General features: G+C 64.5%; 26 protein-coding genes. 17 read left to right on the forward strand and 9 right to left on the reverse strand.

The window, feature by feature from the left end; translation table 11 throughout:
• Window positions 1-25 precede the first annotated feature (25 nt).
• A complete protein-coding gene (locus tag PNAP_RS26740; RefSeq protein ID WP_157040184.1) occupies window positions 26-175 on the forward strand; it encodes a hypothetical protein in 150 nt (49 codons plus the stop codon).
• A gap of 250 nt (window positions 176-425) precedes the next feature.
• Window positions 426-2,204, forward strand: a complete 1,779-nt coding sequence (locus PNAP_RS00810; RefSeq protein WP_198140665.1) for a sensor histidine kinase — start codon at window positions 426-428, stop codon at window positions 2,202-2,204.
• Window positions 2,205-2,221: 17 nt separating this feature from the next.
• On the opposite strand, the gene PNAP_RS00815 is transcribed toward PNAP_RS00810, so the two are convergent.
• On the reverse strand, window positions 2,222-3,181 hold the full coding sequence (locus PNAP_RS00815) for an exodeoxyribonuclease III (RefSeq protein ID WP_011799602.1): 960 nt from the start codon (window positions 3,179-3,181) through the stop codon (window positions 2,222-2,224).
• 10 nt (window positions 3,182-3,191) lie between these two features.
• Between PNAP_RS00815 and pyrE the strand changes: the two genes are divergently transcribed.
• Together pyrE and PNAP_RS00825 are read left to right on the forward strand one after the other, a co-directional pair.
• Window positions 3,192-3,947, forward strand: coding sequence for an orotate phosphoribosyltransferase (gene pyrE / locus PNAP_RS00820; RefSeq protein WP_049763622.1), 756 nt, complete (start codon window positions 3,192-3,194; stop codon window positions 3,945-3,947).
• 15 nt (window positions 3,948-3,962) lie between these two features.
• Window positions 3,963-4,628: a DUF4124 domain-containing protein gene (locus PNAP_RS00825; RefSeq protein WP_232290735.1), complete on the forward strand. Its 666-nt coding sequence runs from the start codon at window positions 3,963-3,965 to the stop codon at window positions 4,626-4,628.
• A gap of 90 nt (window positions 4,629-4,718) precedes the next feature.
• Here the strand turns inward: PNAP_RS00825 and gatB are convergent, their stop codons facing one another.
• From gatB to gatC, 3 genes are read right to left on the reverse strand one after another with little or no spacing between them, the layout of a single operon-like run.
• A complete protein-coding gene (gene gatB, locus PNAP_RS00830; protein WP_011799605.1) occupies window positions 4,719-6,176 on the reverse strand; it encodes an Asp-tRNA(Asn)/Glu-tRNA(Gln) amidotransferase subunit GatB in 1,458 nt (485 codons plus the stop codon).
• Entirely contained in the window at window positions 6,173-7,705 is a 1,533-nt protein-coding gene (gene gatA, locus PNAP_RS00835; protein ID WP_011799606.1) for an Asp-tRNA(Asn)/Glu-tRNA(Gln) amidotransferase subunit GatA, read from the reverse strand. Before gatA ends, gatB begins: the two co-directional genes overlap by 4 nt.
• Window positions 7,702-8,001, reverse strand: coding sequence for an Asp-tRNA(Asn)/Glu-tRNA(Gln) amidotransferase subunit GatC (gene gatC / locus PNAP_RS00840; protein ID WP_011799607.1), 300 nt, complete (start codon window positions 7,999-8,001; stop codon window positions 7,702-7,704). The genes gatA and gatC overlap by 4 nt, the downstream gene beginning before the upstream one ends.
• 300 nt (window positions 8,002-8,301) lie before the next feature.
• Here gatC and PNAP_RS00845 point away from each other — a divergent pair, with 300 nt between their 5' ends.
• The 4 genes from PNAP_RS00845 to mrdA all read left to right on the forward strand — a co-directional run bounded on the left by PNAP_RS00845 (window position 8,302) and on the right by mrdA (window position 13,117).
• Complete coding sequence (locus PNAP_RS00845) at window positions 8,302-9,345, forward strand: rod shape-determining protein (RefSeq protein WP_041376439.1); 1,044 nt, start codon at window positions 8,302-8,304, stop codon at window positions 9,343-9,345.
• A gap of 79 nt (window positions 9,346-9,424) precedes the next feature.
• Window positions 9,425-10,345: a rod shape-determining protein MreC gene (gene mreC, locus PNAP_RS00850; RefSeq protein ID WP_011799609.1), complete on the forward strand. Its 921-nt coding sequence runs from the start codon at window positions 9,425-9,427 to the stop codon at window positions 10,343-10,345.
• Complete coding sequence (mreD, locus tag PNAP_RS00855; RefSeq protein WP_011799610.1) at window positions 10,342-10,860, forward strand: rod shape-determining protein MreD; 519 nt, start codon at window positions 10,342-10,344, stop codon at window positions 10,858-10,860. The genes mreC and mreD overlap by 4 nt, the downstream gene beginning before the upstream one ends.
• 205 nt (window positions 10,861-11,065) lie before the next feature.
• On the forward strand, window positions 11,066-13,117 hold the full coding sequence (mrdA, locus tag PNAP_RS00860) for a penicillin-binding protein 2 (RefSeq protein ID WP_011799611.1): 2,052 nt from the start codon (window positions 11,066-11,068) through the stop codon (window positions 13,115-13,117).
• A gap of 61 nt (window positions 13,118-13,178) precedes the next feature.
• Here the strand turns inward: mrdA and PNAP_RS00865 are convergent, their stop codons facing one another.
• A complete protein-coding gene (locus PNAP_RS00865) occupies window positions 13,179-13,937 on the reverse strand; it encodes a sulfite exporter TauE/SafE family protein (protein ID WP_011799612.1) in 759 nt (252 codons plus the stop codon).
• A gap of 474 nt (window positions 13,938-14,411) precedes the next feature.
• Here PNAP_RS00865 and PNAP_RS00870 point away from each other — a divergent pair, with 474 nt between their 5' ends.
• Window positions 14,412-15,860, forward strand: a complete 1,449-nt coding sequence (locus PNAP_RS00870; protein WP_011799613.1) for an ammonium transporter — start codon at window positions 14,412-14,414, stop codon at window positions 15,858-15,860.
• A gap of 30 nt (window positions 15,861-15,890) precedes the next feature.
• Window positions 15,891-16,298, forward strand: a complete 408-nt coding sequence (locus PNAP_RS00875) for a hypothetical protein (protein ID WP_011799614.1) — start codon at window positions 15,891-15,893, stop codon at window positions 16,296-16,298.
• 28 nt (window positions 16,299-16,326) lie between these two features.
• Here PNAP_RS00875 and PNAP_RS00880 read toward each other — a convergent pair whose 3' ends face one another.
• Window positions 16,327-18,063, reverse strand: coding sequence for a GMC family oxidoreductase (locus PNAP_RS00880; protein ID WP_011799615.1), 1,737 nt, complete (start codon window positions 18,061-18,063; stop codon window positions 16,327-16,329).
• A gap of 143 nt (window positions 18,064-18,206) precedes the next feature.
• On the opposite strand from PNAP_RS00880, the gene PNAP_RS00885 reads away from it, so the two are divergent.
• The 5 genes from PNAP_RS00885 (at window position 18,207) to PNAP_RS00905 (ending at window position 22,848) form a co-directional block, all read left to right on the forward strand.
• Window positions 18,207-19,151: a LysR family transcriptional regulator gene (locus tag PNAP_RS00885; protein ID WP_011799616.1), complete on the forward strand. Its 945-nt coding sequence runs from the start codon at window positions 18,207-18,209 to the stop codon at window positions 19,149-19,151.
• 113 nt (window positions 19,152-19,264) lie between these two features.
• Window positions 19,265-20,407 carry an MlaE family ABC transporter permease gene (locus tag PNAP_RS00890; protein WP_041376440.1) on the forward strand — a complete coding sequence of 381 codons (1,143 nt, stop codon included), beginning with the start codon at window positions 19,265-19,267 and terminating at the stop codon, window positions 20,405-20,407.
• Window positions 20,404-21,201 (forward strand): ABC transporter ATP-binding protein, encoded by a 798-nt coding sequence (locus tag PNAP_RS00895; RefSeq protein ID WP_011799618.1) that lies wholly within the window; start codon window positions 20,404-20,406, stop codon window positions 21,199-21,201. The genes PNAP_RS00890 and PNAP_RS00895 overlap by 4 nt, the downstream gene beginning before the upstream one ends.
• 13 nt (window positions 21,202-21,214) lie before the next feature.
• Window positions 21,215-22,147: an MlaD family protein gene (locus PNAP_RS00900; protein WP_011799619.1), complete on the forward strand. Its 933-nt coding sequence runs from the start codon at window positions 21,215-21,217 to the stop codon at window positions 22,145-22,147.
• The gene (locus PNAP_RS00905) at window positions 22,144-22,848 is read left to right on the forward strand and encodes an ABC-type transport auxiliary lipoprotein family protein (RefSeq protein WP_011799620.1); all 705 of its coding nucleotides are present in this window, start codon (window positions 22,144-22,146) and stop codon (window positions 22,846-22,848) included. The genes PNAP_RS00900 and PNAP_RS00905 overlap by 4 nt, the downstream gene beginning before the upstream one ends.
• A gap of 100 nt (window positions 22,849-22,948) precedes the next feature.
• Here the strand turns inward: PNAP_RS00905 and PNAP_RS00910 are convergent, their stop codons facing one another.
• Window positions 22,949-23,581 (reverse strand): MarC family protein, encoded by a 633-nt coding sequence (locus PNAP_RS00910; RefSeq protein ID WP_011799621.1) that lies wholly within the window; start codon window positions 23,579-23,581, stop codon window positions 22,949-22,951.
• 153 nt (window positions 23,582-23,734) lie between these two features.
• On the opposite strand from PNAP_RS00910, the gene PNAP_RS00915 reads away from it, so the two are divergent.
• Together PNAP_RS00915 and PNAP_RS00920 are read left to right on the forward strand one after the other, a co-directional pair.
• Window positions 23,735-24,340, forward strand: coding sequence for a 2-hydroxychromene-2-carboxylate isomerase (locus PNAP_RS00915; RefSeq protein WP_011799622.1), 606 nt, complete (start codon window positions 23,735-23,737; stop codon window positions 24,338-24,340).
• Window positions 24,341-24,388: 48 nt separating this feature from the next.
• A complete protein-coding gene (locus PNAP_RS00920; RefSeq protein WP_011799623.1) occupies window positions 24,389-25,078 on the forward strand; it encodes a dienelactone hydrolase family protein in 690 nt (229 codons plus the stop codon).
• A gap of 7 nt (window positions 25,079-25,085) precedes the next feature.
• On the opposite strand, the gene PNAP_RS00925 is transcribed toward PNAP_RS00920, so the two are convergent.
• Window positions 25,086-25,652 carry a DUF1003 domain-containing protein gene (locus PNAP_RS00925; protein WP_011799624.1) on the reverse strand — a complete coding sequence of 189 codons (567 nt, stop codon included), beginning with the start codon at window positions 25,650-25,652 and terminating at the stop codon, window positions 25,086-25,088.
• A gap of 40 nt (window positions 25,653-25,692) precedes the next feature.
• Window positions 25,693-26,463, reverse strand: coding sequence for a DUF72 domain-containing protein (locus tag PNAP_RS00930; protein ID WP_011799625.1), 771 nt, complete (start codon window positions 26,461-26,463; stop codon window positions 25,693-25,695).
• Window positions 26,464-26,466 lie beyond the last annotated feature (3 nt).

The raw sequence follows: 26,466 nt of genomic DNA on the forward strand, positions 1-26,466 counted from the left end.
CGGCACGCTTCGAAGCGGCTTGTTGATGTCCATCAACTTCAATCATCTGTACGACGACAGTTCGCTGGCGGTGGCCGTTGCGGCAAAAAGCATCACCGCTCCGGAGCGCAAGGAAGTCCGGGTGGTGCAGATACCCGGTGGCGAAATTATTTTCCGCACCAAATGCGTGGAGTGAACTGGCAACCGGCAAAAAAACAGCTTGCCTGAAGCCTGGGCCTTGCCAGAAAGCCAGAACATCTTGAAACAAGTCACGCCATTTTGTGTGATCTGGAATAATCGAACCGGTCGCCGCGCTGCTCCAAACGCATCGGGGAGGCCAGTTCCCGTTACATCCTGGATGGCTCATCAAGAAGACGCGCGCAAGCCTTGGCATCGGCTGCCATCCTGTAGATGGAATGTTGTTTCAACAACTCTACTGGATTGCAATGCCTCAAAATTTGAAAGCAATCCTGAAAACGGATGGCTCACGATTCGCACTGGGAACCGGCGTGCTTTACGCGGTGCTTGGATTGTTGTGGATCATTGCCTCGGATGCGGCTATTTCGTCCATTTCCACCGACCCCGCATGGCTGGTAACGGCACAGCGCTACAAGGGATTTTTCTATGTTGGGGTGACCTCCGTGGGGCTGATTTTCCTGGTCAACGCGGGCTACCGGCGGCTCTGGAATGCGCTCAGCCGTGCCGAGGCCACGGAACTGCAGATCGGGGATCTGTTCCTGCAGCATCCCAAGCCCATGTGGGTCTATGACCGCGACACCCTTGAATTCATCGCCGTGAATGACGCGGCCACCCGCTACTACGGGTATTCGCGTGAGGCGATGCTGGCGATGAACCTGGCCGATATCTGCCCGGAAGAGGACATCTCACGCCTGCATGCGCTCATGCACAGCCCGCAGGACCGGCACCGCGACATCGGCGTGGTGCGGCACTGCAAGCGCTCCGGTGAAGTGGTTTTTGTCCACCTGACGGCGCATGCGGTCGAGTTCATGCAGCGCAAGGCGGAAATGGTGATGGCCATCGACGTCACGGCCGATATCCTGTCCAAGCATGCCCTTGAACGCCAGGAAGCGCAGTTTCGGCAACTCCACCAAAGTCTGGCCAGCATCCTGTGGATCGCCTCGGCCGACGGCCGGACCATGCTCTATGTCAGTCCGGCGCTGGAGCGCGTCTATGGTTTTGCGCCCGAGGCGATGCAGGCCAATCCGGACCTTTGGCTCCAGGTCGTCCATCCCGATGATGCGCACATTGCAAAAGCGTCCAGTGTTGAACTGATGACCGAGGGCGAAGCGAGTTGCGAGTACCGGATTCGTGCCACGTCGGGCGAGATCAAATGGGTTTCGGACCGCAAGCGGCTCATCGTCGATGCCGAGGGGCTGGTGACGATGATGGGCGGCATTCTCGAAGACATCACGGCTGCCAAGGAACACGAGGCCCTGCGTGCCAGAACGCATGTTGAACTCGAAAGGCTGGTCACCGAGCGAACCGCTGAACTGGTGCGTGTCAATGCCGAACTCGACGCGTTTGCCAGGACCATCGCCCACGATTTGAAGGCGCCGCTGGTGTCGGTGATCGGTTTCTCCCAGCTTCTTCAAAACCGCCATGCCGATACGCTCAAGGAAGACGGTGTCCGGCTGATTGCCCGGATCGGGCGTTCGGCCCGGCAAATGGCCAGCCTGGTCAATGACCTGCTGGCCCTGTCGCGCGTCTCCAAGACCGTGCTGGTCATCGAGGACATCGACCTTGTTCCCCTGGCGCATGAAATCATCGAAGAGCTGCGCGAGCAGGAGCCCCATCGCCAGGTCCGCTTCGAGTCGCCTGCATCGCTGCAGGTGCGCGCAGACCCGGGCCTGGTGCGGCCGCTGCTGACCAATCTGCTGGGCAACGCCTGGAAGTTCACGGGCAAGCGTGACGATGCCTGCGTTCAGCTACTGCTGGCGGGCGCGGCGCCTGAAGCGACTTTCTGCGTCAGGGACAATGGCGTGGGCTTTGACGCCAGCAGCAGCGAACTGCTGTTCAAGCCCTTTCAGCGCTTTCACACGCTGAGCGAATTCAGCGGAACCGGCATCGGACTGACGACCTGCGAGCGAATCGTTGCCCGGCACCATGGGCGCATCTGGCTCGAATCGACCGTGGGCGAGGGCACATCGGTCTTCGTCACCCTGGCCCCTCCCGCTCCCGATCTGCCGCATCTGGCGCCAGCATGAACGGCCGCGCCTGCCGTTCACAGCGCCCAGTCGTATTCAATCGTCAGGGGCGCGTGGTCGCTGAAGCGCTGCGCCTTGTGAATCGACGCCGAATGGGCGGTGGCGCCAAAGCCGGGCGTCGCCAGGTGGTAGTCCAGCCGCCAGCCGACGTTCTTGGCATACGCCTGGCCCCGGTTGCTCCACCAGGTGTAGGCCTCATCGGTGGTGGCGGGATGCAGCCGGCGATAGACATCGACCATGCCGCCGCCTTGTGCCGAACTGTCCAGGGCAGGCGCAGCATCTACGGCCGCAGAAGCTTCCTGCAAGCCAGGGCCACGGAGACGGCTTTGCCGGGCCGCAGGCGCAGCGGCCCCCTCGGGGGGCAGCGAACCACACGCAGTGGGGAGCGTGGGGGCCAACAACTCGGTCATCCAGGCGCGTTCCTCGGGCAAAAAGCCGCTGTTCTTCTTGTTGCCCTTGAAGTTTTTCAGGTCGATTTCCTGGTGCGCGATGTTGATGTCGCCACACAGCACGAATTCACGGTTGTCGCCGCCGCAGCGTTTCAGGGCCGCCAGGTGCGGATAGAGTTCGGCCAGGAAACGGAACTTGGCCGCCTGGCGCTCCTCGCCCGACGAGCCGCTCGGGAAATAGCAGCTGATGATGGACAGCTTCGGGCTGTGCCTGCGGCCGGGGCGGTCAAAGCGCAGCTCGACATAGCGGCCTTCGGCATCGAACTCGGTCGAGCCATAGCCGACGATCACGTCGCTGGGCTCGTGGCGGGTGTAGATGCCGACGCCCGAATAGCCCTTTTTCTCGGCAAACTGAAAGTAGCCCTTGTGCCCGGCGATGGCTTCGAAGCGCCCGCTCAGGTCGGCGGCCTGCGCCTTCAGCTCCTGCACGCAAATACAATCCGGCATGGACTGGGCAACCCATTCCTGCAGGCCCTTGCTGGCGGCGGAACGGATGCCGTTGAGGTTAAGACTGGTTAATTTGAACATGGGACTTTCAATGAATACGACGACAGGGCAGACAGGCAATCAAGGCGAGGCCATGCCAGCGGAGGGCAGCCTGGCCCAGGAATTCGTGCAGTTCGCGGTTGAATCGGGGGTGCTGCGCTTTGGCCAGTTCAAGACCAAGGCCGGCCGCATGAGCCCCTACTTTTTCAATGCCGGCCTGTTCGACGACGGCGCCAAGCTGGGCCGGCTGGCGCAATTTTATGCGCGCCAGTTGCTGGCCGAGGAGCAGCGCAGCGGCCTGGCGTTCGACATGATTTTCGGCCCGGCCTACAAGGGCATTCCGCTGGCCGCCGCCGTGGCCATCGAGCTGGCGCGGCTGGGGCGCAACCTGCCGTTTGCCTACAACCGCAAGGAAGCCAAGGACCACGGCGAGGGCGGCACGCTGGTCGGCGCGAAGCTCCAGGGGCGGGTGCTGATCGTCGATGACGTGATGTCCGCCGGCACCGCCGTGCGCGAGTCGATTGCGCTGATCCAGGCCGCCGGCGCCACGCCGCACGCCGTGGCCATTGCGCTGGACCGGCAGGAAAAAGCGACGGAGAACGGGCTGGACGTGGAACACAGCGCCGTGCAATATGTCACCCGGCAGCTCGGCCTGCAGGTCTGCGCCATTGCGCGGCTGAGCGACTTGCTGCAGTATCTGTCCGAGAAGAGCGACAGTCCATCGGGCGGCGAAACCCTTGATGGACAGCGCTTGAAAGACCATTACCAGTCCGTTCTGGCCTACCGCGAACGCTACGGCGTCAACTGAAAAACCAAATTGCGCTTGCCTTCCCCCATCACCTTGGGCCTTGCCGGCCTGGCCTTGCTGTGCGGCGGCGCCGCCGTCGCCCAGGACATCTATTCCTGTGTGGATGCACGAGGCCGGACCATCACTGCAGATCGCCCGATTCCCGAATGCAGCGACCGCACGCAGCGCGAGCTGTCACGCAACGGCCTGCTCAAGCGCCAGATCGGCCCTTCGCTCACGGCGCACGAGCAGGCCGCGCAGGATGAAAAGGACAGGCAGGCCGCCGAGATTCGCGCCCGCGAAGCCGAAGACAAGCGCCGCGACCGGGCCTTGCTGCTGCGTTACCCGACACGCGCCGTGCATGACCAAGAGCGCACTGCCGCACTGCTGCAGATCGACGAAGTCATCAAGGCCTCCATCAAGCGCAGGGGCGAACTGGCCGATCAGCGCAAGGCGATTGCCAGCGAACTGGAGTTTTATGCCAAGGACCTGTCCAGGGCGCCCGCATCGCTCAAGCGCAGGCTGGAAGAAAACGAGGGCAGCGTCGCGGTGCAGCAAAAGTTCATCGCCGACCAGGAACAGGAAAAAAAGCGCGTCAACCTGCGCTTTGACGAAGAACTGGCCAAGCTCAAGCAGCTCTGGCCGATGGTGAGTCCGCCGATCCGGCCCGGCGCCAGCGCCTCAAAAGTAGGCAAGAACTGATTTTTTGAATAAAATCAGCCTTTTGCGCAATAGGGGCGGGCGCTTGAAGCTATATTTTTAATAGCATTCAAGCGCTTTTCCGCGCAGGCTTCAGCCCAGTTTTTTCTTCAGCAGTTCATTGACCTGCGCCGGATTGGCCTTGCCCTTGGTGGCCTTCATGGCCTGGCCGACCAGCGCGTTGAAGGCTTTGGCATTGCCGGCTTTGACTTCCTCGACGTTTTTGGCGTTGGCCGCCAGCACGCCGTCGATGATGGTTTCGAGTTCGCCGGTGTCGCTCATCGACTTGAGGCCCTTGGCTTCGATCAGCGCGTCAACGTCCAGGCCTTCGCCGGTCCACAAGGCGTCAAACACCTGCCGGGCGGCGTTGTTGGCAATCGTGCCGTCGGCAATTCGGCCAATCAGCGCAGCCAGTTGCAGCGCGCTGACCGCAGAAGCCTCGATCGATTTTTCTTCAGCATTGAGGCGGCGCGACAGCTCGCCCATGACCCAGTTGCTGGCCAGCTTGGGGCTTTTGCTGGCGGTCGCCACGGCCTCGAAGTAAGCCGCCGTCGCCTTGCTCTGCGTGAGCTGGCCGGCATCGTATTCGGGCAAACCGTAGTCGGCCACGAAGCGCGCCGCCATCACGCGCGGCAGTTCCGACATTTCCGAGCGGGTCTTTTCCACCCAGTCCCGGCCAATCACCAGCGGCGGCAAATCCGGGTCGGGGAAATAGCGGTAATCGGCGGCGTCTTCCTTGCTGCGCATGCTGCGCGTCTCGCCCGTGTCCGGGTCGAACAGCACGGTCGCCTGCTGGATTTCGTGGCCGTCCTCGATCTGCTCGATCTGCCAGCGCACTTCGTAGTCCATGGCCTGCTGCATGAACTTGAAGCTGTTCAGGTTCTTGATCTCGCGGCGCGTGCCCAGCGGCTCGCCGGGCTTGCGCACCGAGACGTTGGCGTCGCAGCGAAAGCTGCCTTCCTGCATGTTGCCGTCGCAGATGCCGATCCAGGTGACGATCTTGTGCAGCTCCTTGGCATAGGCCACCGCCTCGGCGGTCGAGCGCATGTCGGGTTCGGTGACGATCTCCAGCAGCGGCGTTCCGGCGCGGTTCAGGTCGATGCCGCTCATGCCGATGAAGTCTTCATGCAGCGACTTGCCCGCGTCTTCTTCGAGGTGGGCACGCACCAGGCGCACGGATTTTTTCTCGCCGTCCAGGAAGAATTCGACCACGCCGCCCTGCACGACAGGAATCTCGAACTGGCTGATCTGGTAGCCCTTGGGCAGGTCGGGGTAGAAATAGTTCTTGCGCGCGAAGATGCTTTTTTCGGCGATGTGCGCGTTCACCGCCAGGCCGAACTCGATGGCGCGCTGCACCGCGCCCTTGTTCATCACCGGCAGCGCGCCGGGCAGCGCGAAATCGACGGCGGACGCTTGGGTGTTCGGCTCGGCGCCAAAGGCAATGGGCGCGCGGCTGAACAGCTTCGATTGCGTGGTGAGTTGGGTGTGGGTTTCAAAGCCGATGACGACTTCGTAGCCTTGCACCAGCAGGGATTTGGTGGTTTTGCTCATGCGGAAATTCCCGGTGCTTTCTGGTGCCAGTCGGTCGCCAGCTGGAACTGGTGCGCCGCGCCCAGCAGCTGCGCTTCCTTGAAGTAGTTGCCGATCAGCTGCAGGCCGACCGGCATGCCGCCCGCGCCGAAGCCGGCCGGAACACTCATGCCGGGCAGGCCGGCCAGGCTCGACGACAACGTGTAGATGTCGGCCAGGTAGCTGGCGACCGGGTCGTCGGATTTTTCGCCGATTTTCCAGGCCACCGTGGGCGACACCGGCCCGGCAATCACGTCGCATTGCGCAAAAGCGGTCTGGAAGTCCTGCGCGATCAGGCGGCGGATTTTTTGCGCCTTCAAGTAGTAGGCGTCGTAGTAGCCGTGCGACAGCACGTAGGTGCCGATCATGATGCGGCGCGTGGCTTCGTCGCCAAAGCCTTCCGAACGCGACTTTTTGTACATGTCGGTCAGGTCGGTGTAGTGCGCGGCGCGGTGGCCGTAGCGCACGCCGTCGAAGCGGCTCAGGTTGCTGCTGGCCTCGGCCGGGGCAATCACGTAATAGACCGGAATCGACAGCTCGGTCAGCGGCAGGCTGACATCGACCAGCGTGGCGCCGAGCTTTTCAAACTCGCTGAGCGCGCCGCGCACGGCGGCCAGCACGTCGGGCGCGCAGCCCGCGCCGAAAAACTGCGTCGGCAGGCCGATTCTCAAGCCTTTCAGGGGCTTTGCGCTTGTCCCATCTGTGCGAGCAGCTATTAAATCAGTAGCGTAATCGACGGCCGGCATGTCCAGCGAGGTCGAATCGCGGTCGGGGTCAGGCCCGGCCATGGCGGACAGCAGCAGCGCGCAGTCCAGCGCGCTGCGCGCCATCGGGCCGGCCTGGTCCAGGCTGGAGGCAAACGCCACCATGCCATAGCGCGAGCAGCGGCCGTAGGTCGGCTTGATGCCGGTGATGCCGGTCAGCGATGCGGGCTGGCGAATCGAGCCGCCGGTATCGGTGCCAGTCGCTGCAGGAACGAGCCGCGCGGCCACCGCCGCCGCCGAGCCGCCCGAGGAGCCGCCCGGAACGCGGCTGGTGTCCCACGGGTTTTGCACCTTTTGATAGGCGCTGTTTTCATTGCCCGAACCCATGGCGAACTCGTCGCAGTTGAGCTTGCCCAGCGTGACCATGCCGGCGCCACCTGGGCCAACGCCCAGCCGGCTGACCACGGTCGCGTCGAACGGGCTGCGGTAGTTGGCGAGCATCTTCGAGCCGGCGGTGGTCGGGAAGTCGCGCGTGACGAACACGTCCTTGTGCGCCAGCGGCACGCCCAGCAAGGGCGTGCGCTCGCCGGCGGCCAGCCGCGCGTCGGCGGCCCGGGCCTGCGCCAGCGACACGTCGGCGTCAAGGGCCAGGAAGGCGCCCAGACCGGCGTGCTGCCCGATGCGGTTCAGGAAATGCTGGGTGACTTCGACGCTGGAGATGTCACCGGCGGCCAGTTTGGCGGCCAGTTGCGCGACGCCGAGGTCGTGCAGGTCGAGATTTGACGGGGTCAGGGGAATGCTGCTCATTCGATCACTTTCGGCACAAGAAACAGGCCGCGCTCGACGGCCGGTGCGCTGGCCTGGCTGGCCTCGCGCTGGTTGGGTTCGCTGGCAATGTCCTCGCGCAGGCGCAGGGCGACTTCGCCCAGCAGCGCCGCCGGGTGCGCCAGCGGCTCGACGCCGTCGGTGTTGACCGCCTGCATCTGCTCGACCAGCGCAAAAAAACCGTTCAACTGGCTCAGCGTGTGCTCGGTTTCGTCAGGCCTGAGTTCGAGCCGCGCCAGGTTGGCCACGCGCTCAATGTCTTTAAATGTCAATGCCATAGGAGTTGTGAGGTGATGCGGAAGAAGGAAAATGGGCCGGGAAAACGGCGTGAAAACACGGGCTGAAACCAGTTGTAACGCCTAAAAAACGGGCATTGTAGGCCGCTGATTTCACAGGGATGCGGTATTATCCCGCCTTTGGCGTGAAATCAAGGCCTGATACTCCCTTTAGGCGCTTTTTAGACGCTTTCCAAGCCGTTTGCTCAGCCTGATCCCATCCTTCCTCTCTTTGCTGCTGATTAATAATAAAAGGCGATGCTGCAACGAAGTTTTGCGCATGCCCCAACTGGATTCCTGAACATGTTTGAAGCATTCCGTCGGTACTTTTCCACCGACCTGGCGATTGATCTGGGCACCGCCAACACCCTGATTTTTGCGCGCGACAAGGGCATTGTGCTGGACGAGCCCTCGGTGGTTGCGATTCGCCACGAAGGCGGCCCCCACGGAAAAAAGGTGATTCAGGCCGTCGGCCGCGAAGCCAAGGCGATGCTGGGCAAGGTGCCCGGCAACATCGAGGCGATTCGCCCGATGAAGGACGGCGTGATCGCCGACTTCGTCATCACCGAGCAGATGATCAAGCAGTTCATCAAGATGGTGCATCCGCGCCGCCTGCTCACGCCGAGCCCGCGCATCATCATCTGCGTGCCCTGCGGCTCCACCCAGGTCGAGCGCCGCGCCATCAAGGACGCGGCCGAGGCTGCCGGCGCCGCCGCCGTCTACCTGATTGAAGAACCGATGGCCGCCGCGCTGGGTGCCGGCCTGCCGGTGTCGGAGGCCAGCGGCTCGATGGTCGTCGATATCGGCGGCGGCACGACCGAAGTCGGCGTGATCTCGCTGGGCGGCATGGTCTATAAAGGCAGCGTGCGCGTCGGCGGCGACCGCTTCGACGAGGCCATCATCAACTACATCCGCCGCAACTACGGCATGCTGATCGGCGAGCCGACGGCCGAAGTCATCAAAAAGACCATCGGTTCGGCCTTTCCGGGCTCCGAAGTCAAGGAAATGGAAGTCAAGGGCCGCAACCTGTCCGAAGGCGTGCCGCGCAGCTTCACGATTTCAAGCAATGAAATCCTCGAAGCCCTGACCGACCCGCTGAACCAGATCGTCTCGGCCGTCAAGAACGCGCTGGAGCAGACGCCGCCCGAACTCGGCGCCGACATTTCCGACCGCGGCATGATGCTGACCGGCGGCGGCGCGCTGCTGCGCGACCTGGACCGCCTGCTGGCCGAGGAAACCGGCCTGCCGGTGCTGGTCGCCGAAGACCCGCTGACCTGCGTGGTGCGCGGCTGTGGCATTGCGCTGGAGCGCATGGACCGCATGGGCTCGATCTTCACCACGGAATAAGTTTTTCCACCACGCCATTCCTCAAGTCAGTTTGATGCTGTACACCTGCAGCATGACCAGACCGGCTTGACAACGCACCATGGCTCTAGGAACTCTCGACAGATCCCTGCCGCCCTTTTTCAACCAGGGGCCGTCGGTCTATTCCAAGCTGGTTTTCTTCGGCGCGCTGTCGCTGTTCCTGATGGTGGCCGATGCGCGCTTCAACGTCACCCAGCCGATCCGCGCCGTGATTGCGACCGCCCTGTACCCGGTGCAGTGGCTGGCCGTGCAGCCGGTGCATGCGGTGCAGGGTGCCAGCGAGTATTTCACCAGCCTGAGCCAGGCCCAGTCCGAGAGCGCGGAGGCCCGCAAAAAGCTCGCGCTGCAGTCGCTGCGCGCCGGCCAGGTCGAGGAACTGATGCAGGAAAACAACCGCCTGCGCAAGCTGCTGGAGCTGAAAGAGCAAATCACCACGCCCGTCATGGCGGCCGAGGTGCTCTACGATGCGGCCGATTCCTACACCCGCAAGGTCATCATCGACAAGGGGCAGGCGCACAAGGTCGATCTGGGTTCGCCGGTGCTCGATGAGTCCGGCGTGCTCGGGCAGGTCACGCGCGTGCATCCGCTGGTCAGCGAAGTCACGCTGGTGGTGGACCGGGAGCTGGCCATTCCGGTGCTCAATGTGCGCACCGGCGCGCGCAGCGTGGCCTATGGCGACCCGACCGTGGGCGGCAGCGGGATGGAACTGCGCTTCATGGGCAGCAATGCCGACGTGCAGCAGGGCGACCTGCTGACCACCAGCGGCGTCGATGGCGTCTATCCGCCCGGCCTGCCGGTGGCCCGGGTCAGCCGGATCGAGCACCGCGCCGAATCGGCCTTTTCCAAGATCTACTGCGTGCCCGAGGCGCTGACCGCCGGCGCGCGCCATGTCATCGTGGTCAAGCCGGTCACCTCCGACGTGGCGCTGCGCCCGCCAGTCGCCGCGCCGGTCGTGCCTGCCAAAAGGGGAAGCGCCAAATGATCATGCGTTCCGGCCAGCAACTGCTGCTGCCCGCCAGTCCGGTGTTCATCTGGTGCACCCTGATTGCGGCCTTGCTGCTCGACATGCTGCCGCTGGGACGCATCCCCTGGATGCCCGAATTTCTGGCGCTGGTGCTGGTGTTCTGGAGCGTGCACCAGCCGCTCAAAGTCGGCATCGGCATTGCCTTCATGTTTGGCTTGGCGATAGATGTGCACCAGACCTCGCTGCTCGGGCAGCATGCCTTTTCCTACACGATGCTGAGTTTTTTGGCGGCCATGATCCAGCGCCGGCTGCTGTGGTTCACGGTGCCGCTGCAGGCGCTGCAGGTGCTGCCCCTGTTCGCGGCGGCGCATGGCGCTGAAATAATCCTTCGGCTGCTGGGCGGCGGCGTCTTTCCGGGCTGGATCGTGCTGCTGGCGCCCCTGGCTGAGGCGCTGCTGTGGCCGGTGGCCAGCGTGCTGCTGCTGGTGCCGCAGCTGCGCACGCCCGACCGGGATGAGAATCGCCCGCTCTGAACATGGCCCCCACAGTCGCCCACTGCGTGTGGCTCCCTGCCCCCCGAGGGGGCCGCTGCGCCTGCGGCCCGGCGAAGCCGGTTCCGCGGCCCCTGCTGGTGGGGAGTGTCGCTCCCACACTTGTCGCTTCGCGTACTGCGCTGCCCTTAACTGATCAAATGCATTCCTCCCCGGCACTTTTTGCCCTGCGCCGAGTCCCATCGCCATGACTGAACTCAGAAATGTTGAAGCCGACCTGTCACGCTTTCGCACCCGTGTGCTGGTGGCCGGCCTGGTGGTGTTTCTCTGCTTTTCGCTGGTGGCGTCGCGGCTGGTGTATTTGCAGGTCTATCGCCACGAAGACCTGCGCGCGCAGGCCGAGAGCAACCGCACGGCGATTGTCCCCATCGTTCCCAATCGCGGCCTGATCCTGGACCGCAACGGCATCGTGCTGGCGTCCAACTACTCGGCCTACACGCTGGAAATCACCCCGTCCAAGGTCGAGAACCTGGACGAAACCATCGCCGCGCTGGAAAAGCTGGTCGATATCCAGCCCCGCGACAAGCGGCGCTTCAAGCGCCTGCGCGAGGAGTCGAAAAGCTTCGAGTCGATCCCGTTGCGCACGCGCCTCTCCGACGAGGAAGTGGCGCGCTTCGCGGCCCGGCGCTTTGCCTTTCCGGGCGTGGACATCAAGGCCCGGCTGTTTCGCAGCTATCCCTACGGCGAGCTGGGCAGCCATGTGGTGGGCTACATCGGCCGCATCAACCAGCTAGAGAAAGACGCCATCGAGGAGCGCGAGGAAGAAGGCAATTACCGGGGCACCGACTACATCGGCAAGCTCGGCGTCGAGCAGAGCTTCGAGCAGCAGCTGCACGGCCAGACCGGCGTCGAGCAGATGGAAACCTCGGCCGGCGGGCGCGCGCTGCGCAAGCTCGCCACCAGCCCGGCCACGCCCGGCAACACCGTCATGCTGTCGCTGGACATCGGCCTGCAAAAACTGGTCGAGGACATGTTCGGCACGCGGCGCGGCGCGCTGGTGGCGCTGGACCCGAGAAACGGCGAGGTGCTGGCCTTCGTCAGCAAGCCGACCTTCGACCCGAACCTGTTCGTCGATGGCATCGACCAGGAAAGCTGGCAGGCGCTCAACGAGTCCATCGACAAGCCGTTGCTGAACCGGGCGCTGCGCGGAACCTACCCGCCGGGCTCGACCTACAAGCCCTTCATGGCCCTGGCCGCGCTGCAGACCGGCACGCGTTCGCCGGGCGCCATCATCCACGACCCGGGCTTTTACATGTTTGGCGGCCACCGCTTCGGTAGCCCCGAGAACGAGCGCGGCGGCGCCATGGACATGAACCGCGCGATTGTCGAGTCGAGCAACGTGTATTTTTATTCGCTGGCCAATGAACTCGGCGTCGATGCGATTCACGACTTCATGGCGCCGCTGGGTTTTGGCCAGCTCACCGGCATCGACATCAACGGCGAAGTGCGCGGCGTGCTGCCCAGCCAGGCCTGGAAACGCGGCTATTTCAAGCGCGTCGAGCAGCAGAAGTGGTTTGCCGGCGAAACCATCTCGCTGGGCATCGGCCAGGGCTACAACAGCTTCACCATGCTGCAGCTGGCGCAGGCAACGGCCACGCTGGCCAACAACGGGCTCAGGCACAAGCCGCGCCTGGTGATGGGCACGCAGGACACGGTGACGCGCGCCCTGCACCCGCTGCCCGCCGACCCGCCGGTCGATCTGGGCTACAAGCCCGAGAACGTGGCCATCGTCCGCAAGGCGCTGGTCGGGGTGACGCAGGGCGGCACCTCGACCAAGGTGTTTGCCGGCGCGCAGTACCTGTCCGGCGGCAAGACCGGCACGGCCCAGGCGGTGACGATAGGCCAGAAGGACAAGTACAACAAGTCCCGGATGGAAGAGCACCAGCGCGACCATGCGGTTTACATGGCGTTTGCGCCGGCCGACAACCCCAAAATCGCGCTGGCGGTGATTGTTGAAAACGCCGGCTGGGGCGCTGGCGTGGCCGCACCGATTGCCCGCAGGGTGTTCGACTATGTCCTGATGGGCCAGTACCCGAGCGAAGAAGACATGCTCGCGGTGCAGGCCGGACGGGCTGCCGCGCCGATTGGCAAGCCGCGCCTGGCCGCCGAGATGAATGCGCTGCTGGTGGACGATACGCCCGGCGGTTCGCCATCTGCCGCGCCTCAAAAAGCCGAGCCCCCAGCCGTGGCGGCAAGGACAAGGCCCTTCAGCCGGCAAAACCGGCCAAGGCCGCCGTAAATACCCCGCCCCGGAAAACCCCGCCGGCCATTGCACCAGCGACCCAGCCCAAATAGCCCGCTTATTTCAGGAACGCGTCAAAGCCGGTTTTCAGGATCAGCGCGCTGACCACGACTATGAACACCAGCCGCACAAAGCCCGCGCCATGCTTGAGCGCCAGGCGCGTGCCCAGCAGGCTGCCCGCCACGTTGGCCACGGCCATGGTGAGCGCGAAATGCCACCAGACATGTCCCTTGTAGGCAAACAGGCCCAGGGCCGCCACGTTGGTCGCGGTGTTGAGCAGCTTGGCCGAAGCCGAGGCGTTCAAGAAATCGTAGCCCAGCCAGCGGACAAACAAAAACACCAGGAAACTGCCGGTGCCGGGGCCGAAAAAACCGTCGTAAAAACCAATCACCAGGCCGATGCAGCAGGCTATCCCAGTTTCGGTGCGCCCGGTAAAGCGCGGCGTGTGGTGGCGGCCCATGTCTTTTTTGACCAGCGTATAGGCCAGCACCGCCACCAGTACAAAGGGCAGGGCCTTGCGCAGGAAGCCGGGGTCGATGACCGTGACCAGCCAGGCGCCCGCCAGCGAACCGAAAAACCCGGCGGCAGCGGCAGGCAGCAGCGCTGACCAGCGCAACTGGACCCGGCGGGCGTACTGCGTGGTCGCCACTGCCGTGCCCCAGACCGAAGCGCCCTTGTTGATGCCAAACAGGGTGGCCGGATGGGTGGTGGGAAAGACGGCAAACAGGGCGGGCACCAAAATCAGGCCGCCGCCGCCCACGATGGAGTCCACAAAACCGGCCAGCAGCGAGGCGATAGAAACAAGCAACAATTCCATGGCCGCGATTGTCGCATTCGTTTATTCTATTTTTGCTATCTTATTTATAGCTATAAGCGGCCGCTGAATATGCGCAGAAGCCATTTTTTATCCCTCAATAAAGAGCGGCAGGCAAAAAAAAGCGCCGGGGTTGCCGGCGCTTTTTCCGAGCAGGCCTCTTGTGCCATGCCCGATGTTTTTTTACTTCTAAAGTGTCTCCTCGTCTCCCCGCAATGCGAGCAGCAAGGCTCGATAGCAAGTCACTGAATATAACTTGCGCACTGGGACAGTGCATCAGGGATTTCCCGTGGGTGGGGAAATCCCCAAGAATTGATCTGGTTAAAAAACCGCATGGCTGCAGGATTTGCCCGCCTGTGGCTGTGTGACGGGAGGCCGTGTCGCCTGACTTTTCAGGATTTGTAGCGTATTCGACAATCCGGCACAGATCATGCTTTTTGTTACCAACTGAAAGTATTTTAAAAAGGCAGGCCCCGCATGCATGCAATGAGATGGATCGCAGTGAGTTTGTTCTTCTGGCTGTGCCTGGGCCTGGTGACCCAGCAGGCCCGCGCCCAGGCGCCCGCTGGCGCCCCGACGGCCGCACTGGCGGCCCCTGCGCTTGCGGTTTCGGCACCGCCGAATGATGCGAGCGTGGCCAATGCCGTCATGCCCGTGGCCCCGGCTGCGCTGACGCAGCCGGGCCTGGTGGGCGCCGAGACCCTCAATGGTGCGGACACCGCCTGGATGATGACCTCGACCGCGTTGGTGCTGCTGATGACGCTGCCCGGCATTGCCCTGTTTTACGGCGGCATGGTGCGGCGCAAAAGCGTGCTCAATGTCATGGCCTGCGTCGTGGGCACCTGCGCCATTGTCAGCCTGCTGTGGTTTGCGGTCGGTTATTCGATTGCCTTCACGCCCGGCAGTGGTGCGCTGGGCCACCTTCTGGGCGGCACGGACCGGCTCTGGTTTGCCGGCTTCGACTACATCAAGGACGCGCAAAAGGTCGCGGTCAGCCACATCGCGCCGAACATTCCCGAATCGGTCTATTCAATGTTCCAGCTCAGTTTTGCCATCATCACGGCGTCGCTGGTGGTCGGCGCCTTCGTCGAGCGCATGCGCTTTTCGGCCACCTTGATCTTCATGGCGCTGTGGACGGTCGTGGTCTATGCGCCGATTGCCCACTGGGTCTGGGAGCCCAACGGCTGGCTGGCGCGCCTCGGTGCGCTGGATTTTGCCGGCGGGTCGGTGGTGCACATCAACGCCGGCATTGCCGGGCTGGTCTGCGCCTACGCTCTCGGCCCGCGCAAGGGCTATGGCACCGAGCCGTTCTCGCCCTTCAACCTGGGCCTGACCATGGCCGGCGCGGGCATGCTGTGGGTCGGCTGGTTCGGCTTCAACGCCGGGTCTGCCGTGGCGGCCGACGGGCGGGCCGGCCTGGCGATGACGGTGACCCACATTGCCGCGTCCGCCGGCGCCCTGTCCTGGATGGCGGCCGAGTGGCTGTCGCGCGGCCGCCCTTCGCTGCTGGGCGTGTGCTCGGGCCTGGTGGCCGGGCTGGTCGCCATCACGCCGGGGGCCGGTTACGTGTCGCCGGGGTCGGCCGTGATCTTTGGCCTGGTTGCCGGCGTCGCCTGCTACTGGGGCGCCACCGGCCTGAAGCGCCTGCTCAATGCCGACGATTCGCTCGATGTATTCGGCGTGCATGGCATAGGCGGCATCGTGGGCTCGCTGCTCACGGGCGTCTTTGCCAGCAAGACCATTTCCGGGGTCGAAGGCAGTGTCTGGATCCAGTTCGTCGGCGCCGCAAGCGTCATGCTCTACAGCCTGGTCATGACCGGCCTTCTGTTGTGGATCACTTCCTTGTGCGTCGGCCTGCGCGTGAGTGAGACGGCGGAAATCGACGGCCTGGACATTGACCAGCATGCCGAACGCATGGGAACCTGACCGATTGGCTTACCCTGAAGGAGCTTGAGCATGAGCATGTCTTCCAATGAAAAACTGGCGATTGCCGCTCACCTGCATGTGCTGTTGCGCCGCAAGACCGGCCGCGTGACCGACACCGAATGGATGGCCAGTAACCCGGTCTATGCCGCTGAAGTCATTCGCCTGGCCCACGAAAAGGCGGCCGAGGGCGGTCATGACGACTTGGGGCTCTTGGCCGACCGGCTTGAAGCGGCGATGGCTTTCCCCGATGCGCCGGTGTACAAGCCGCTGGCCCAGCGGGTGTCGGATGCCGCAAAAGCGCACAGCGCCAAGGCCTGGAGCGCCAAGGCGGCTGCGCCTCCCGCTCCCGGCGCGGACAGTGCATTTGGCGACATCCCGGCGGGCCTGGATGGAATGCCGCGGCCGAATTCGCCGCGCTATGTCAAGGGGCTGCGCTGAAGCGGGTCCGCCCGGCGCGGCGGACTGGTCAAACGCCGCCTTGTATCCACTGCGCCGCCTTCTCGGCAATCATCAGGGTCGGCGAGTTGGTGTTGCCGCTGGTGATCAAGGGCATGACGCCCGCATCGACCACGCGCAGCCCGCGAACGCCGCGCACCCGCAGGTGCGAATCGACCACCGCCATCGGGTCGTCGGCGCGGCCCATTTTCGTGGTGCCGACCGGATGGAAGATGGTCGTGGCGATGTCGCCGGCCAGCCGTGCCAGGTCTTCGTCGGTCTGGAACTGCACGCCCGGCTTGAATTCCTCGGGCTGGTATTTGGCCAGCGCGCCCTGGCTGACGATCTTGCGCGTGATGCGCAGCGAATCGGCGGCCACCTGCCGGTCCTCTGGCGTGCTCAGGTAGTTGGGTGCAATCGCCGGCGCGTCTTCAAAGCGGCCGGTCTTCAGGCGAACGCTGCCCCGGCTGGTCGGGTTCAGGTTGCAGACGCTGGCGGTGAAGGCATTGAAGCGGTGCAGCGGCTCGCCAAAGGCGTCAAGCGACAGCGGCTGGACGTGGTACTCGATATTGGGATACGGTTGGTCGGGCGAACTGCGCGTGAAGGCGCCGAGCTGCGACGGCGCCATGCTCATCGGGCCGGTGCGGCGCAGCGCGTATTCGAGCCCGATGCGCGCCTTGCCCCAGAGCGAATCGGCCATGGTGTTGAGCGACAGGCCCCAGCGCCGGCGGCCTTGTTCACCCTGAATCTTGTACACCGAGCGGATCTGCAGGTGGTCCTGCAAATTGGCGCCCACGCCCGGCAGGTCCTGCACCACGGCAATGCCGTGCTGCCGCAGCAAGCCGGCCGGGCCGATGCCCGAGAGCTGCAGCAGGTGCGGCGAGCCGATGCTGCCGGCGCACAGCAGCACCTCGCCCATGTGCCCCGAGTCGCGCGTGGCCAGCGCCGTGACCCGCTCCTGGCCGGTCCAGACCTCGGCGCCGGTGCAGCGCTGGCTGCCGTCTGGCTGCGGCTCGATCACCAGCTTGCTGACTTGCGCGTTCGTCCAGAGTTCAAAGTTCGGCCGGCCCAGGCAGGTCGGCCGCAGGAAGGCCTTGGCGGTGTTCCAGCGCCAGCCGTTTTTCTGGTTGACCTCGAAATAGCCCACGCCTTCGTTGCTGCCCCGGTTGAAGTCGGGCGTGGCCGGAATCCCCGCTTGGCTGGCCGCCTCGGCGAACGCATCGAGGATGTCCCAGCGCAGGCGCTGCTTTTCCACCCGCCATTCGCCGCCCGCGTTGCGGTGGCGCAGGATTTTCTGGTACGGATTGGTCTTGTCCTGCATCAACTCGGGTGCCACGCCGCGCGCGCCGTGCAGCGCGTCAGCGCCTTTGTAATGGTCTTCGTGCAGCTTGAAATGGGGCAGGGCGTTGTCCCAGGTCCAGGCGCTGTCGCCGGTCAGCTGCGCCCACTGGTCGTAGTCGCGTGCCTGGCCGCGCATGTAGATCATGCCGTTGATGCTGGAGCAGCCGCCCAGCACCCTGCCGCGCGGATAGCGCAGCGACCGGCCGTTCAGGCCCGCGTCGGGCTCGGTGGTAAACAGCCAGTCGGTGCGCGGGTTGCCGATGCAGTACAGGTAGCCGACCGGAATATGCACCCAGTGGTAATCGTCCTTGCGGCCGGCCTCGATCAGCAGCACGCGCTTGGAGGCGTCGGCGCTCAGCCGGTTGGCCAGCAGGCAGCCGGCCGTGCCGGCGCCGATGATGATGTAGTCGAAGCGGTGCTCGCTCATGGCGCGGCCTCGCGGCCGCCAGGGCCTGGATAATTATTTGCTGTGCTCATAAACCAAATGTCCCCTTTGATGCGCCAAGTATCTTCAGAATGCGGCTTCATATCCAATGATTTGAGCCAAATAGCGTTATAAGTTTTTCCAATATGAGCCTGAACTTTGATCCCCAAACCTTGCGCGCTTTCGTGGCCGTGGCGCGGCATGGCAATGTCTCGCGGGCGGCTGAGCGCCTGCACCTGAGCCAGCCTGCGGTCAGCCTGCAGCTCAAGGGGCTGGCCGCCAACACCGGATTGACGCTGTTCACCCGCACGCCGCAGGGGCTGACGCTCACGCGCGACGGCGCGGCGCTGCTGCCGCAGGCCGAAAAAGCCCTGGCGGCGCTGGCCGATTTTGCGCAGGCGGCGCTGGGGCTGCACAGCAGCGTGCGCGGCACGCTGCGCATCGGCACCATTCTGGACCCCGAGTTCACCCGGCTCGGGGCGTTCCTGAAGGAGCTGGTGGAGGCCGCGCCGCAGATCGACACCGAGCTGCGCCAGGGCATGAGCGGCAACGTGCTGGCGCAGATCGTCCGGGGCGACCTGGATGTGGGCTTTTACCTCGACCGGCCAGAAAAAAGTGAAGCAAATCAGGGGTTTGTGCAGGATGGACGGGCGCAGGCTGCTATTGATTTTGAAGTCATGGAGCTGACGCGTTTTACGTACCGCGTCATCGCGCCCGCCGGCTGGGGCCAGCAGGTGCAGGGCCGCGACTGGAAGGCGCTGGCCGCGCTGCCCTGGCTGGCCACGCCGCCGGCCAGCGTTCACCATCGGCTGCTGTCGCGGGTGTTTGGCGCGGCCTCGCTGACCGGCCTGGAGCCGCGCCGCGTGGCGCTGGTGGACCAGGAAGCGTCGATGCTCGACCTGGTCAAATCCGGCGTCGGCCTGAGCCTGGCGCGCGACTCCATCGCGATCCGCGAAAGCCAGGCGCATGGCCTGGTGGTGGCGGACCGGGTCAGCCTGGACTGCGTGCTGAGCTTCATCTGCCTGAAGGCGCGGGTGGCCGAACCCGTGGTGGCCAGCGCCTGGGGCGCGCTGGCGCAGGCCTGGCGATGAGCCGGCCTGCCGTGCCACGGCAGGGCCGGCTCATCCGTGGATGCGCTGACGCGCAGCATTCTCAGCGGTTACCATCACGCTTTGACCTGGTGCCCGACTGACTGCCTATGCCCATGGAAGACTCCCCGCCGCGAATTGAAGTCCAGCACGGCCCTGAAGGCCGGGTGCTGCTGCAGGGGGCGTGGACGGCGGCGAACCTGACGCAAAAACCGCTCTGGGACGCGCTGGCGGCGCAACTCAAGGCCTTGCGCGCCCAAACCGCATCTTCCGCATCCCCCGCCGCGCTGCGCTGGAGCCTGTCGCCGCTTGAAAAGCTCGATTACCTGGGCGCCCAGGTGCTGTGGAGCGCGTGGAATCACCACTGGCCCGCCGGCTTGCAGATCGAGCCCGAGCAGCGCGCCATGCTCGAAACGGTTGAAAAATTCACCGTCAGGCCGCTGCCGCCGCCCAGGCCTTCGTGGCTTGAGCCGGTGCTGATGCTGGGCGAGAGGCTGCTCAGCCTGCTGTCCCATGCCAAGGGCATGCTGCGCCTGCTGGGCCAGCTGCTGCTCGACATGGGCCGGCTCGTGCGGCACCCGCAGCAGGGGCCGTGGCGCGATCTCTCGGGCCATCTCTACAACTTCGGCGCGACCGCGCTGCCGATCACGGCGCTGGTGGGCTTTTTGATCGGCGTGGTGCTGGCCTACCTGATTTCTCAGCAGCTGCGCCAGTTCGGCGCCGACGCCTTCATCGTCAACATCCTGGGCATTTCGCTGATCCGCGAACTCGGCCCGGTGCTGGCGGCCATTTTGATCGCCGGGCGCAGCGGCTCGGCCATCACCGCGCAGATTGGCGTGATGCGCGTGACCGAAGAGCTGGACGCGATGCGCGTCATGGGCATCGCGCGCGGCTTTCGCCTGGTGATGCCGCGCGCCATGGCGCTGGCGCTGGTGATGCCGCTGATCAGCGTCTGGACCACGATTGCCGCCTTGCTGGGCGGCATGCTGGCGGCCGATATTTCGATGGGCGTGACGCCCTCGTTTTTCTTCAACGCGCTGCCGGCGGCCGTGAAGGTGTCGAATCTGGTGCTGGCGACCGCCAAGTCGGTGGTTTTCGGCCTGCTGATTGCGCTGATAGGCTGCCATTACGGCCTGCGCGTCAAGCCCAATACCGAAAGCCTGGGGCAGGGCACGACGGCTTCGGTGGTCACGTCGATCACCGTCGTCATCCTGGTCGATGCGCTGTTCGCGGTGCTGTTCAAGAGTGTCGGCATATGACGGTCAAGACCGAACCCGTGGTTGAAATCCGCAAGCTGTGGACCATTTTCCAGAATGACGACAAGGAAGCCGTGATTCACAAAGACCTCGACCTGACGGTCGAGCGCGGCGCCATCATGTCGCTGGTCGGCGGCTCGGGCACCGGCAAGACGGTGCTGCTGCGCCAGATGCTCGGGCTGGAAACGCCGGCGCGCGGCGAGATCACCGTGCTGGGCAAGCCGGCCGCCGAACTGGGCAAGCGCGGCGCGGCCATGCGGGTCGGCATGCTGTTCCAGCAGGGCGCGCTGTTTTCAGCGTTCACGGTGCTGGAGAACATCGCCTTTCCCCTGCGCGAACTCAAATGCCTGCCGGGCGAGCTGATCCGCGAGGCCGCCATGGTCAAGCTGCAGATGGTCGGCCTGCCGCCTGACGCGGCCGACAAGATGCCGAGCGACCTGTCGGGCGGCATGATCAAGCGCGTGGCGCTGGCGCGCGCCCTGATCATGGATCCGCCGCTGCTGCTGCTCGACGAGCCGACGGCCGGGCTGGACCCGGAAAGCGCCGACAGCTTTTGCGAGCTGCTGCGCTCGCTGCACCAGGGCATGTGCCTGACGGTGGTGATGGTCACGCACGACCTGGACACAATCTTCGAACTCAGCACCCGGGTTGCCGTGCTGGCCCAGCAAAAAGTCATCATCAACGACACGCCGCAAAAGGTGGTGGCTTTCGAGCACCCCTTCATTCGTGAATTTTTCCTGGGCGAACGCGGCCAGCGCGCCATGGCGCTGCTGACCCCCGCATCCAGCCCGATCTAGAAAGGTTTTCATCATGGAAAACAAGGCCCATGCGCTGATAGCCGGCGCGTTCGTGGTGGTGGTTGCCGCCCTGCTGGCGCTGCTGGGCGTCTGGCTCACGCGCGACGACACCCAGCGCGACCTGTATGAAATGAGCACCGCCGAAACCATCTCCGGCCTGCAGCCGCAGGCCGTGGTGCGGTTTCGCGGCGTGCCGGTCGGCAAGGTCGAGCGCATCGGGTTTGACGACAAGGTCAAGGGCAATGTGCTGATCCGCGTGTCCATTGACCGCGCCGCGCCGATGATGCAGTCCACCTTTGCCACCGTGGCGTCGCAGGGCGTGACCGGCCTGGGCTTCATCCAGCTCGACGACAACGGCGAATCGACCCAGCGCCTGGTGCCCAACGACGACGACCCGCCGCGCATCCCGCTCAAGCCCGGAACGCTGGACAAGCTGCTCAAGCAGAGCGATGCCATCTTCACCCAGGCCGAACAGGCCGCGACGCGGATCAACCAGCTGCTGTCCAGGCAGAACGAAGAAGCCATCAACACCGCCGTCACGCAGCTGGCCGAAGCCGCCAGCAGCATCAACCGCCTGGCCAAGGGCCTGGAGCCGACGGTGGCCACGCTGCCGGCGCTGTCGCGCGATTCCAGCGCGACCATGAAAGCGCTGAAAAGCGCCAGTGATGAAGTCGGCCTCACCGCGCGGCGCCTGAATGAAAAAGGCGGGCCGCTCGACAAGCTGAGGGACGGCGGCACGGCGCTGGCCGCAGGCGTGGAAACCTTCAGCGCGGCCACGCTGCCCAAGCTGGGCGAGGTGGCCGATGAGACGGCGCGCACCATGCGCCAGCTGCGGCGCACCGTCAACGCGGTCGATGACAACCCGCAGGCGCTGATCTTTGGCAACGGCCCGGCCGTCCCCGGCCCCGGCGAGGCCGGCTTTTCCGCCGACGGAGTAAAAAAATGATGCTCTTGAAATCCATCCACGTTACTATTAAAACAATAGCTGCCAGCGCATGTCAGTCGTGCGCAAAGCCTGTTTTTGGCTTGATTTTTGCGCTCGGGCTCGTGGCCGGCTGCTCGGTGGTGGACAAGCCGACCCGCGCCGCCCTGTACGACTTCGGTCCGGGCGAGCTGCCCACCCAGGCAGCCGCGACGCCCGCGCCTGCCTTGCCGCCGTTGGCCATCGCCGACATTGCCACTTCGGGCGGCGCGCTGGACAACCAGGCGGTGCTTTACCGGCTCGGCTACCTGGACGCCCAGCAGCTGCGCCCTTATTCGCAGGCGCGCTGGAGCATGCCGCCGGCCCAGTTGCTGCGCCAGCGTTTGCGCGAACGCCTGGGCCAGCAGCGCGCGGTGTTCAATGCCCGCGAAGGCGTGGCGCTGAACCGCAGCCAGAACGCCAATTTGCTGATGCTGCGCCTGGAGCTGGAGGAATTCAGCCAGTTGTTCAGCGCGCCCGACGCCAGCGTGGGCCTGATTCGCCTGCATGCCACGCTGGTCGAGATCACGCCGGCTGGAGAAAGGCTGGTTGCGCAGCGCAATTTGTCGGTGCAGCGCCCCGCCACCCGCGCCGATGCCGCCGGCGGCGTGCGCGCCCTGACTGCGGCCACCGACGCCGCCATCGACGAGCTGGACCAGTGGCTGCGGCAGATGCCCGCGCGCTGATCGACTGGTTTGCTATTGAAAAAATAGCTGCTGGTGCTTGCTGGACAAGCGCAAAAGACCTGAAGTACTATAAATTCTGAGCCTGGCCAGTAAACAAACCTCAATGCCGCAGGATCGGAAACAGCTTGCCCAGGCCATCGGCCATCACTTCCACCGCCAGCGCGGCCAGGATCAGCCCCATCAGGCGTGTCATGACGTTGATGCCGGTCTTGCCCAGCACCCGGGAAATCGGTTCGGCCAGCGAAAAGCACAGCGCCGTCGCCAGGCCGATCACCATGCCGTAGCCGACCAACGTGCCGAGCTGTAAAAAAGTCTTGGCTTTTTCCGCATAGATCACCACGGTGGACATGGTGGCCGGGCCGGTCAGCAGCGGGATGGTCAGCGGCACCACCGCGATGCTCGCGCCCCGGGCCGCCTTTTCGGCGCCATCTTCGTATTCGTTGGTCAGCGGCTTGGCTTCGGCCGGCTGGGCGTTGAGCATGTTCATGGCGCTGATCAACAGCAGCAGGCCGCCGCCGACCTGGAAGCTGGCCAGCGAGATACCGAAGAACTCCAGGATCTGCAAGCCCAGCAGGGCGCTGACGGCAATCACCACAAAGGCGCTGAACGAGGCCACCACCACCGTGCGCTGGCGCTGCGGCGTTGAAAACCCCTGCGTGTAATGAATGAAAAACGGCACGATGGCCAGCGGGTTGACGATGGCCAGCAGCGTCACCAGGGGCTTGAAGTCCATCAGCGGCCTCCCGTCACGTCCAGCAGCGCGCCGGGGATCAAAACAAGTTGGGACAAACCAGTCTCCTGCAAAAAAAAGCAATCCCGGTTAAAAAGGGATCGGGCTGAAAGCAGTGACTGTACTGACTTCCTGGCAACCACCGGAGAAAAAACCTTGAGCACCACCGTGGACTATTACTTCACCCCGCAAAGCCCCTGGACCTACCTGGGCCACGCGCGTTTTGCGCAGATAGCGCGCGCGGCGGGCGCTGCGGTTCGCGTGCTGCCGATAGACCTGGGCGGCAAGGTCTTTCCGATTTCGGGCGGGCTGCCGCTGGGCCAGCGCGCCCCGCAGCGCCAGGCCTACCGGCTGCTCGAACTGCGCCGCCATGCGGACTTCCTGGGGCTGCCGCTGCATGTCAAACCGAAGTTTTTCCCGGTCTCGGGCGATGACGCCTCGCGCCTCATCATCGCGGTCGATCTGCACGATGGCGTTGAGGCCGCCATGAAGATCAGCGGCGCGATCTTTACCGCGCTGTGGGCGCAGGAACGGCACATTGCGAGCGAAAAGGTGCTGGCCGAACTGCTCAATGAGTGCGGACTGGACGCGGCGCGGCTGGAGCAGTCCTACAGCCAGGCGGTGCAGGAGCGCTACGAGGACAATACCGCGCAAGCCATTCAAGCCGGCATCTTCGGCGCGCCCAGCTACCTGATCGAGGGCGAGCTGTTCTGGGGCCAGGACCGGCTTGATTTTGTCGAGCGCAGGCTCAAGCCGGCCTGACGCTATTGAAAATGAAAACAACGATTCAACCAGGAGCTTTTTCACACCATGGGTCAATTCACCACTCTCACCGCCGCCGACGGCTTCACGCTGTCGGCCTATGTGGCAACGCCCGTAGGCAAGCCGCGCGCCGCCATCGTCGTGCTGCAGGAAATCTTCGGCGTCAATTCGCACATCCGCTCGGTCGCCGACCGCTTTGCCGCCGAAGGCTACCTGGCGGTGGCGCCGGCCACGTTTGACCGCGTCAAGCCCGGCGTGGAACTGGGCTATACCGAGGCCGACATGAATGCCGGCTTTGAACTCAAGACCGCCGTGGATGCCTTGCCGGGCGCCGGCGTGCTGCAGGACATCCAGGCCGCCATCGACCATGCGGGCCGGGCCAGCGGCGGCAAGGTCGGCATCGTCGGCTTTTGCTGGGGCGGCCTGCTGACCTGGAAAGCGGCCTGCCTGCTCAAGGGCCTGTCCGCCGCCGTGCCTTACTACGGCGGCGGCATCACCGGCGAGGGCGAAATCGCCCGCCAGCCGCAGTGCCCGGTGATGGCGCACTTCGGCGACCAGGACCACTGGATTCCGATGGACGGCATCGAAGCGTTCCAAAAGGCGCATCCAGAAGTCGAGGTGCATGTCTATCCGGCCAGCCACGGCTTCAACTGCGACCAGCGCGCCTCCTACAACGAGGCTGCCGCCAAGCTGGCGCGCGAGCGTTCGCTGGCCTTTCTGGCCGACAAGCTGGGCTGAGCGGCCCTTAAACCGAAGACGTCTTCAGCGGGCGTTCCTGCTGGGCGTGTTCGATCTGGGCAATCAGCTTTTCGGGGTGGGTGACCTGCTTGAGAAAGCGCAGCTCGGCATCACCGCTCACGTCAACCCCCACTTTCGCGGCAATTTGCTCCAGCAACTGGAGCATCTTGGTGTTTTCCTGCTCGGTCAGCAGGTTGATCTGCAGGTCCAGCTGGTTGCGCCGGTCGCTGATGCGCAGTTCATAGTTCTGGCTGATCAAAATGAAGGCCGACAGGAAAATCGCCTCCAGCGAAACAACCAGTGTCAGAAAAGTGAACGGGTAGGGGTCGAAATGATGGATGCCCGGCCACGAGTTCAGCGCCAGCCAGACGAAAAACAGCAGCACATGCAGCCAGACAAAGGGCATGGAGCCGCAAAAGCTGGCCACGAAAGCGGCGATGCGGTCGGCGCGGCTGCGTTTGGCCATGGCCTGTTCCTCGACCCGGCGCATCGACTCCACGTTGTCCCGTGTCAGGTCATCGGCGCTGGCCTGGGTCGCGCCAGGGCCGGCATGGATGCGGGACAAAATAGACATCAGGATTCCTTTTTTTGGGGGAGGATTCGGTCTGGCCAGTTCAGCGGACCGCCAGGCCTTGCAGGGTGTACAGGGCATCGGCAACTGCCGCACCTTCGGCGGTATTGTCGAACAGGCACCAGACATTGGCGCCAGACCTGGCCGCCAGTTCAAGCCGAATGATCAGCGCATCGAGCACGGCGCGGTCATACGCCGAGTAATACATGCGCGGCGAGCCATGCAGGCGCACATAGACCAGGCCCGCAAAACAGCCCGGAATGCGGCCAGCCTCATGCACCACCGGGTCGGCCAGCACCCGGCCGACCTGCCAGGCATCGAGCAGGGCGTCGGCCGGCGCGCTGAACCAGCTGGCATGGCGCGGCTCCAGCGCCACCGGGCCGCCGTGGCGCTCGCGCAGGGCGCGCAAGAAGCTGGTCACCGTGGCGGCGTCAAAGGCCAGGCTGGGCGGCAGCTGCACCAGCAGGCAGCCCAGGCGCCCGCCAAGGCCGCCGACCTGGCCCAAAAAGGTGTCGAGCAGCCCGGTGCAATCGGCGAGGCGCCGCTGGTGCGTGATGGTCTTGGGCAGCTTGACCGAAAAGCGGAAGTCGTCCGGCACGCTGGCCGCCCAGCGCGCATAGGTCGCCTCTTGGTGCGGTCGGTAAAACGACGAGTTGATTTCAACCGCGTTCAGGCGCGCGGCATAACGCTGCAGATGCGTGCCGGCGGCAGGAAACCCGGGCCACAGCGCGCGCGGCAGGCTCCAGCCCGCGCAGCCCACCTTGATGCGGGAACCCGGAGAAAGGGTTTGATCGGGAAAGAGGCTGGCTTGCATGGC

The organism is Polaromonas naphthalenivorans CJ2, assembly GCF_000015505.1.
GTDB lineage: Bacteria > Pseudomonadota > Gammaproteobacteria > Burkholderiales > Burkholderiaceae_C > Polaromonas > Polaromonas naphthalenivorans.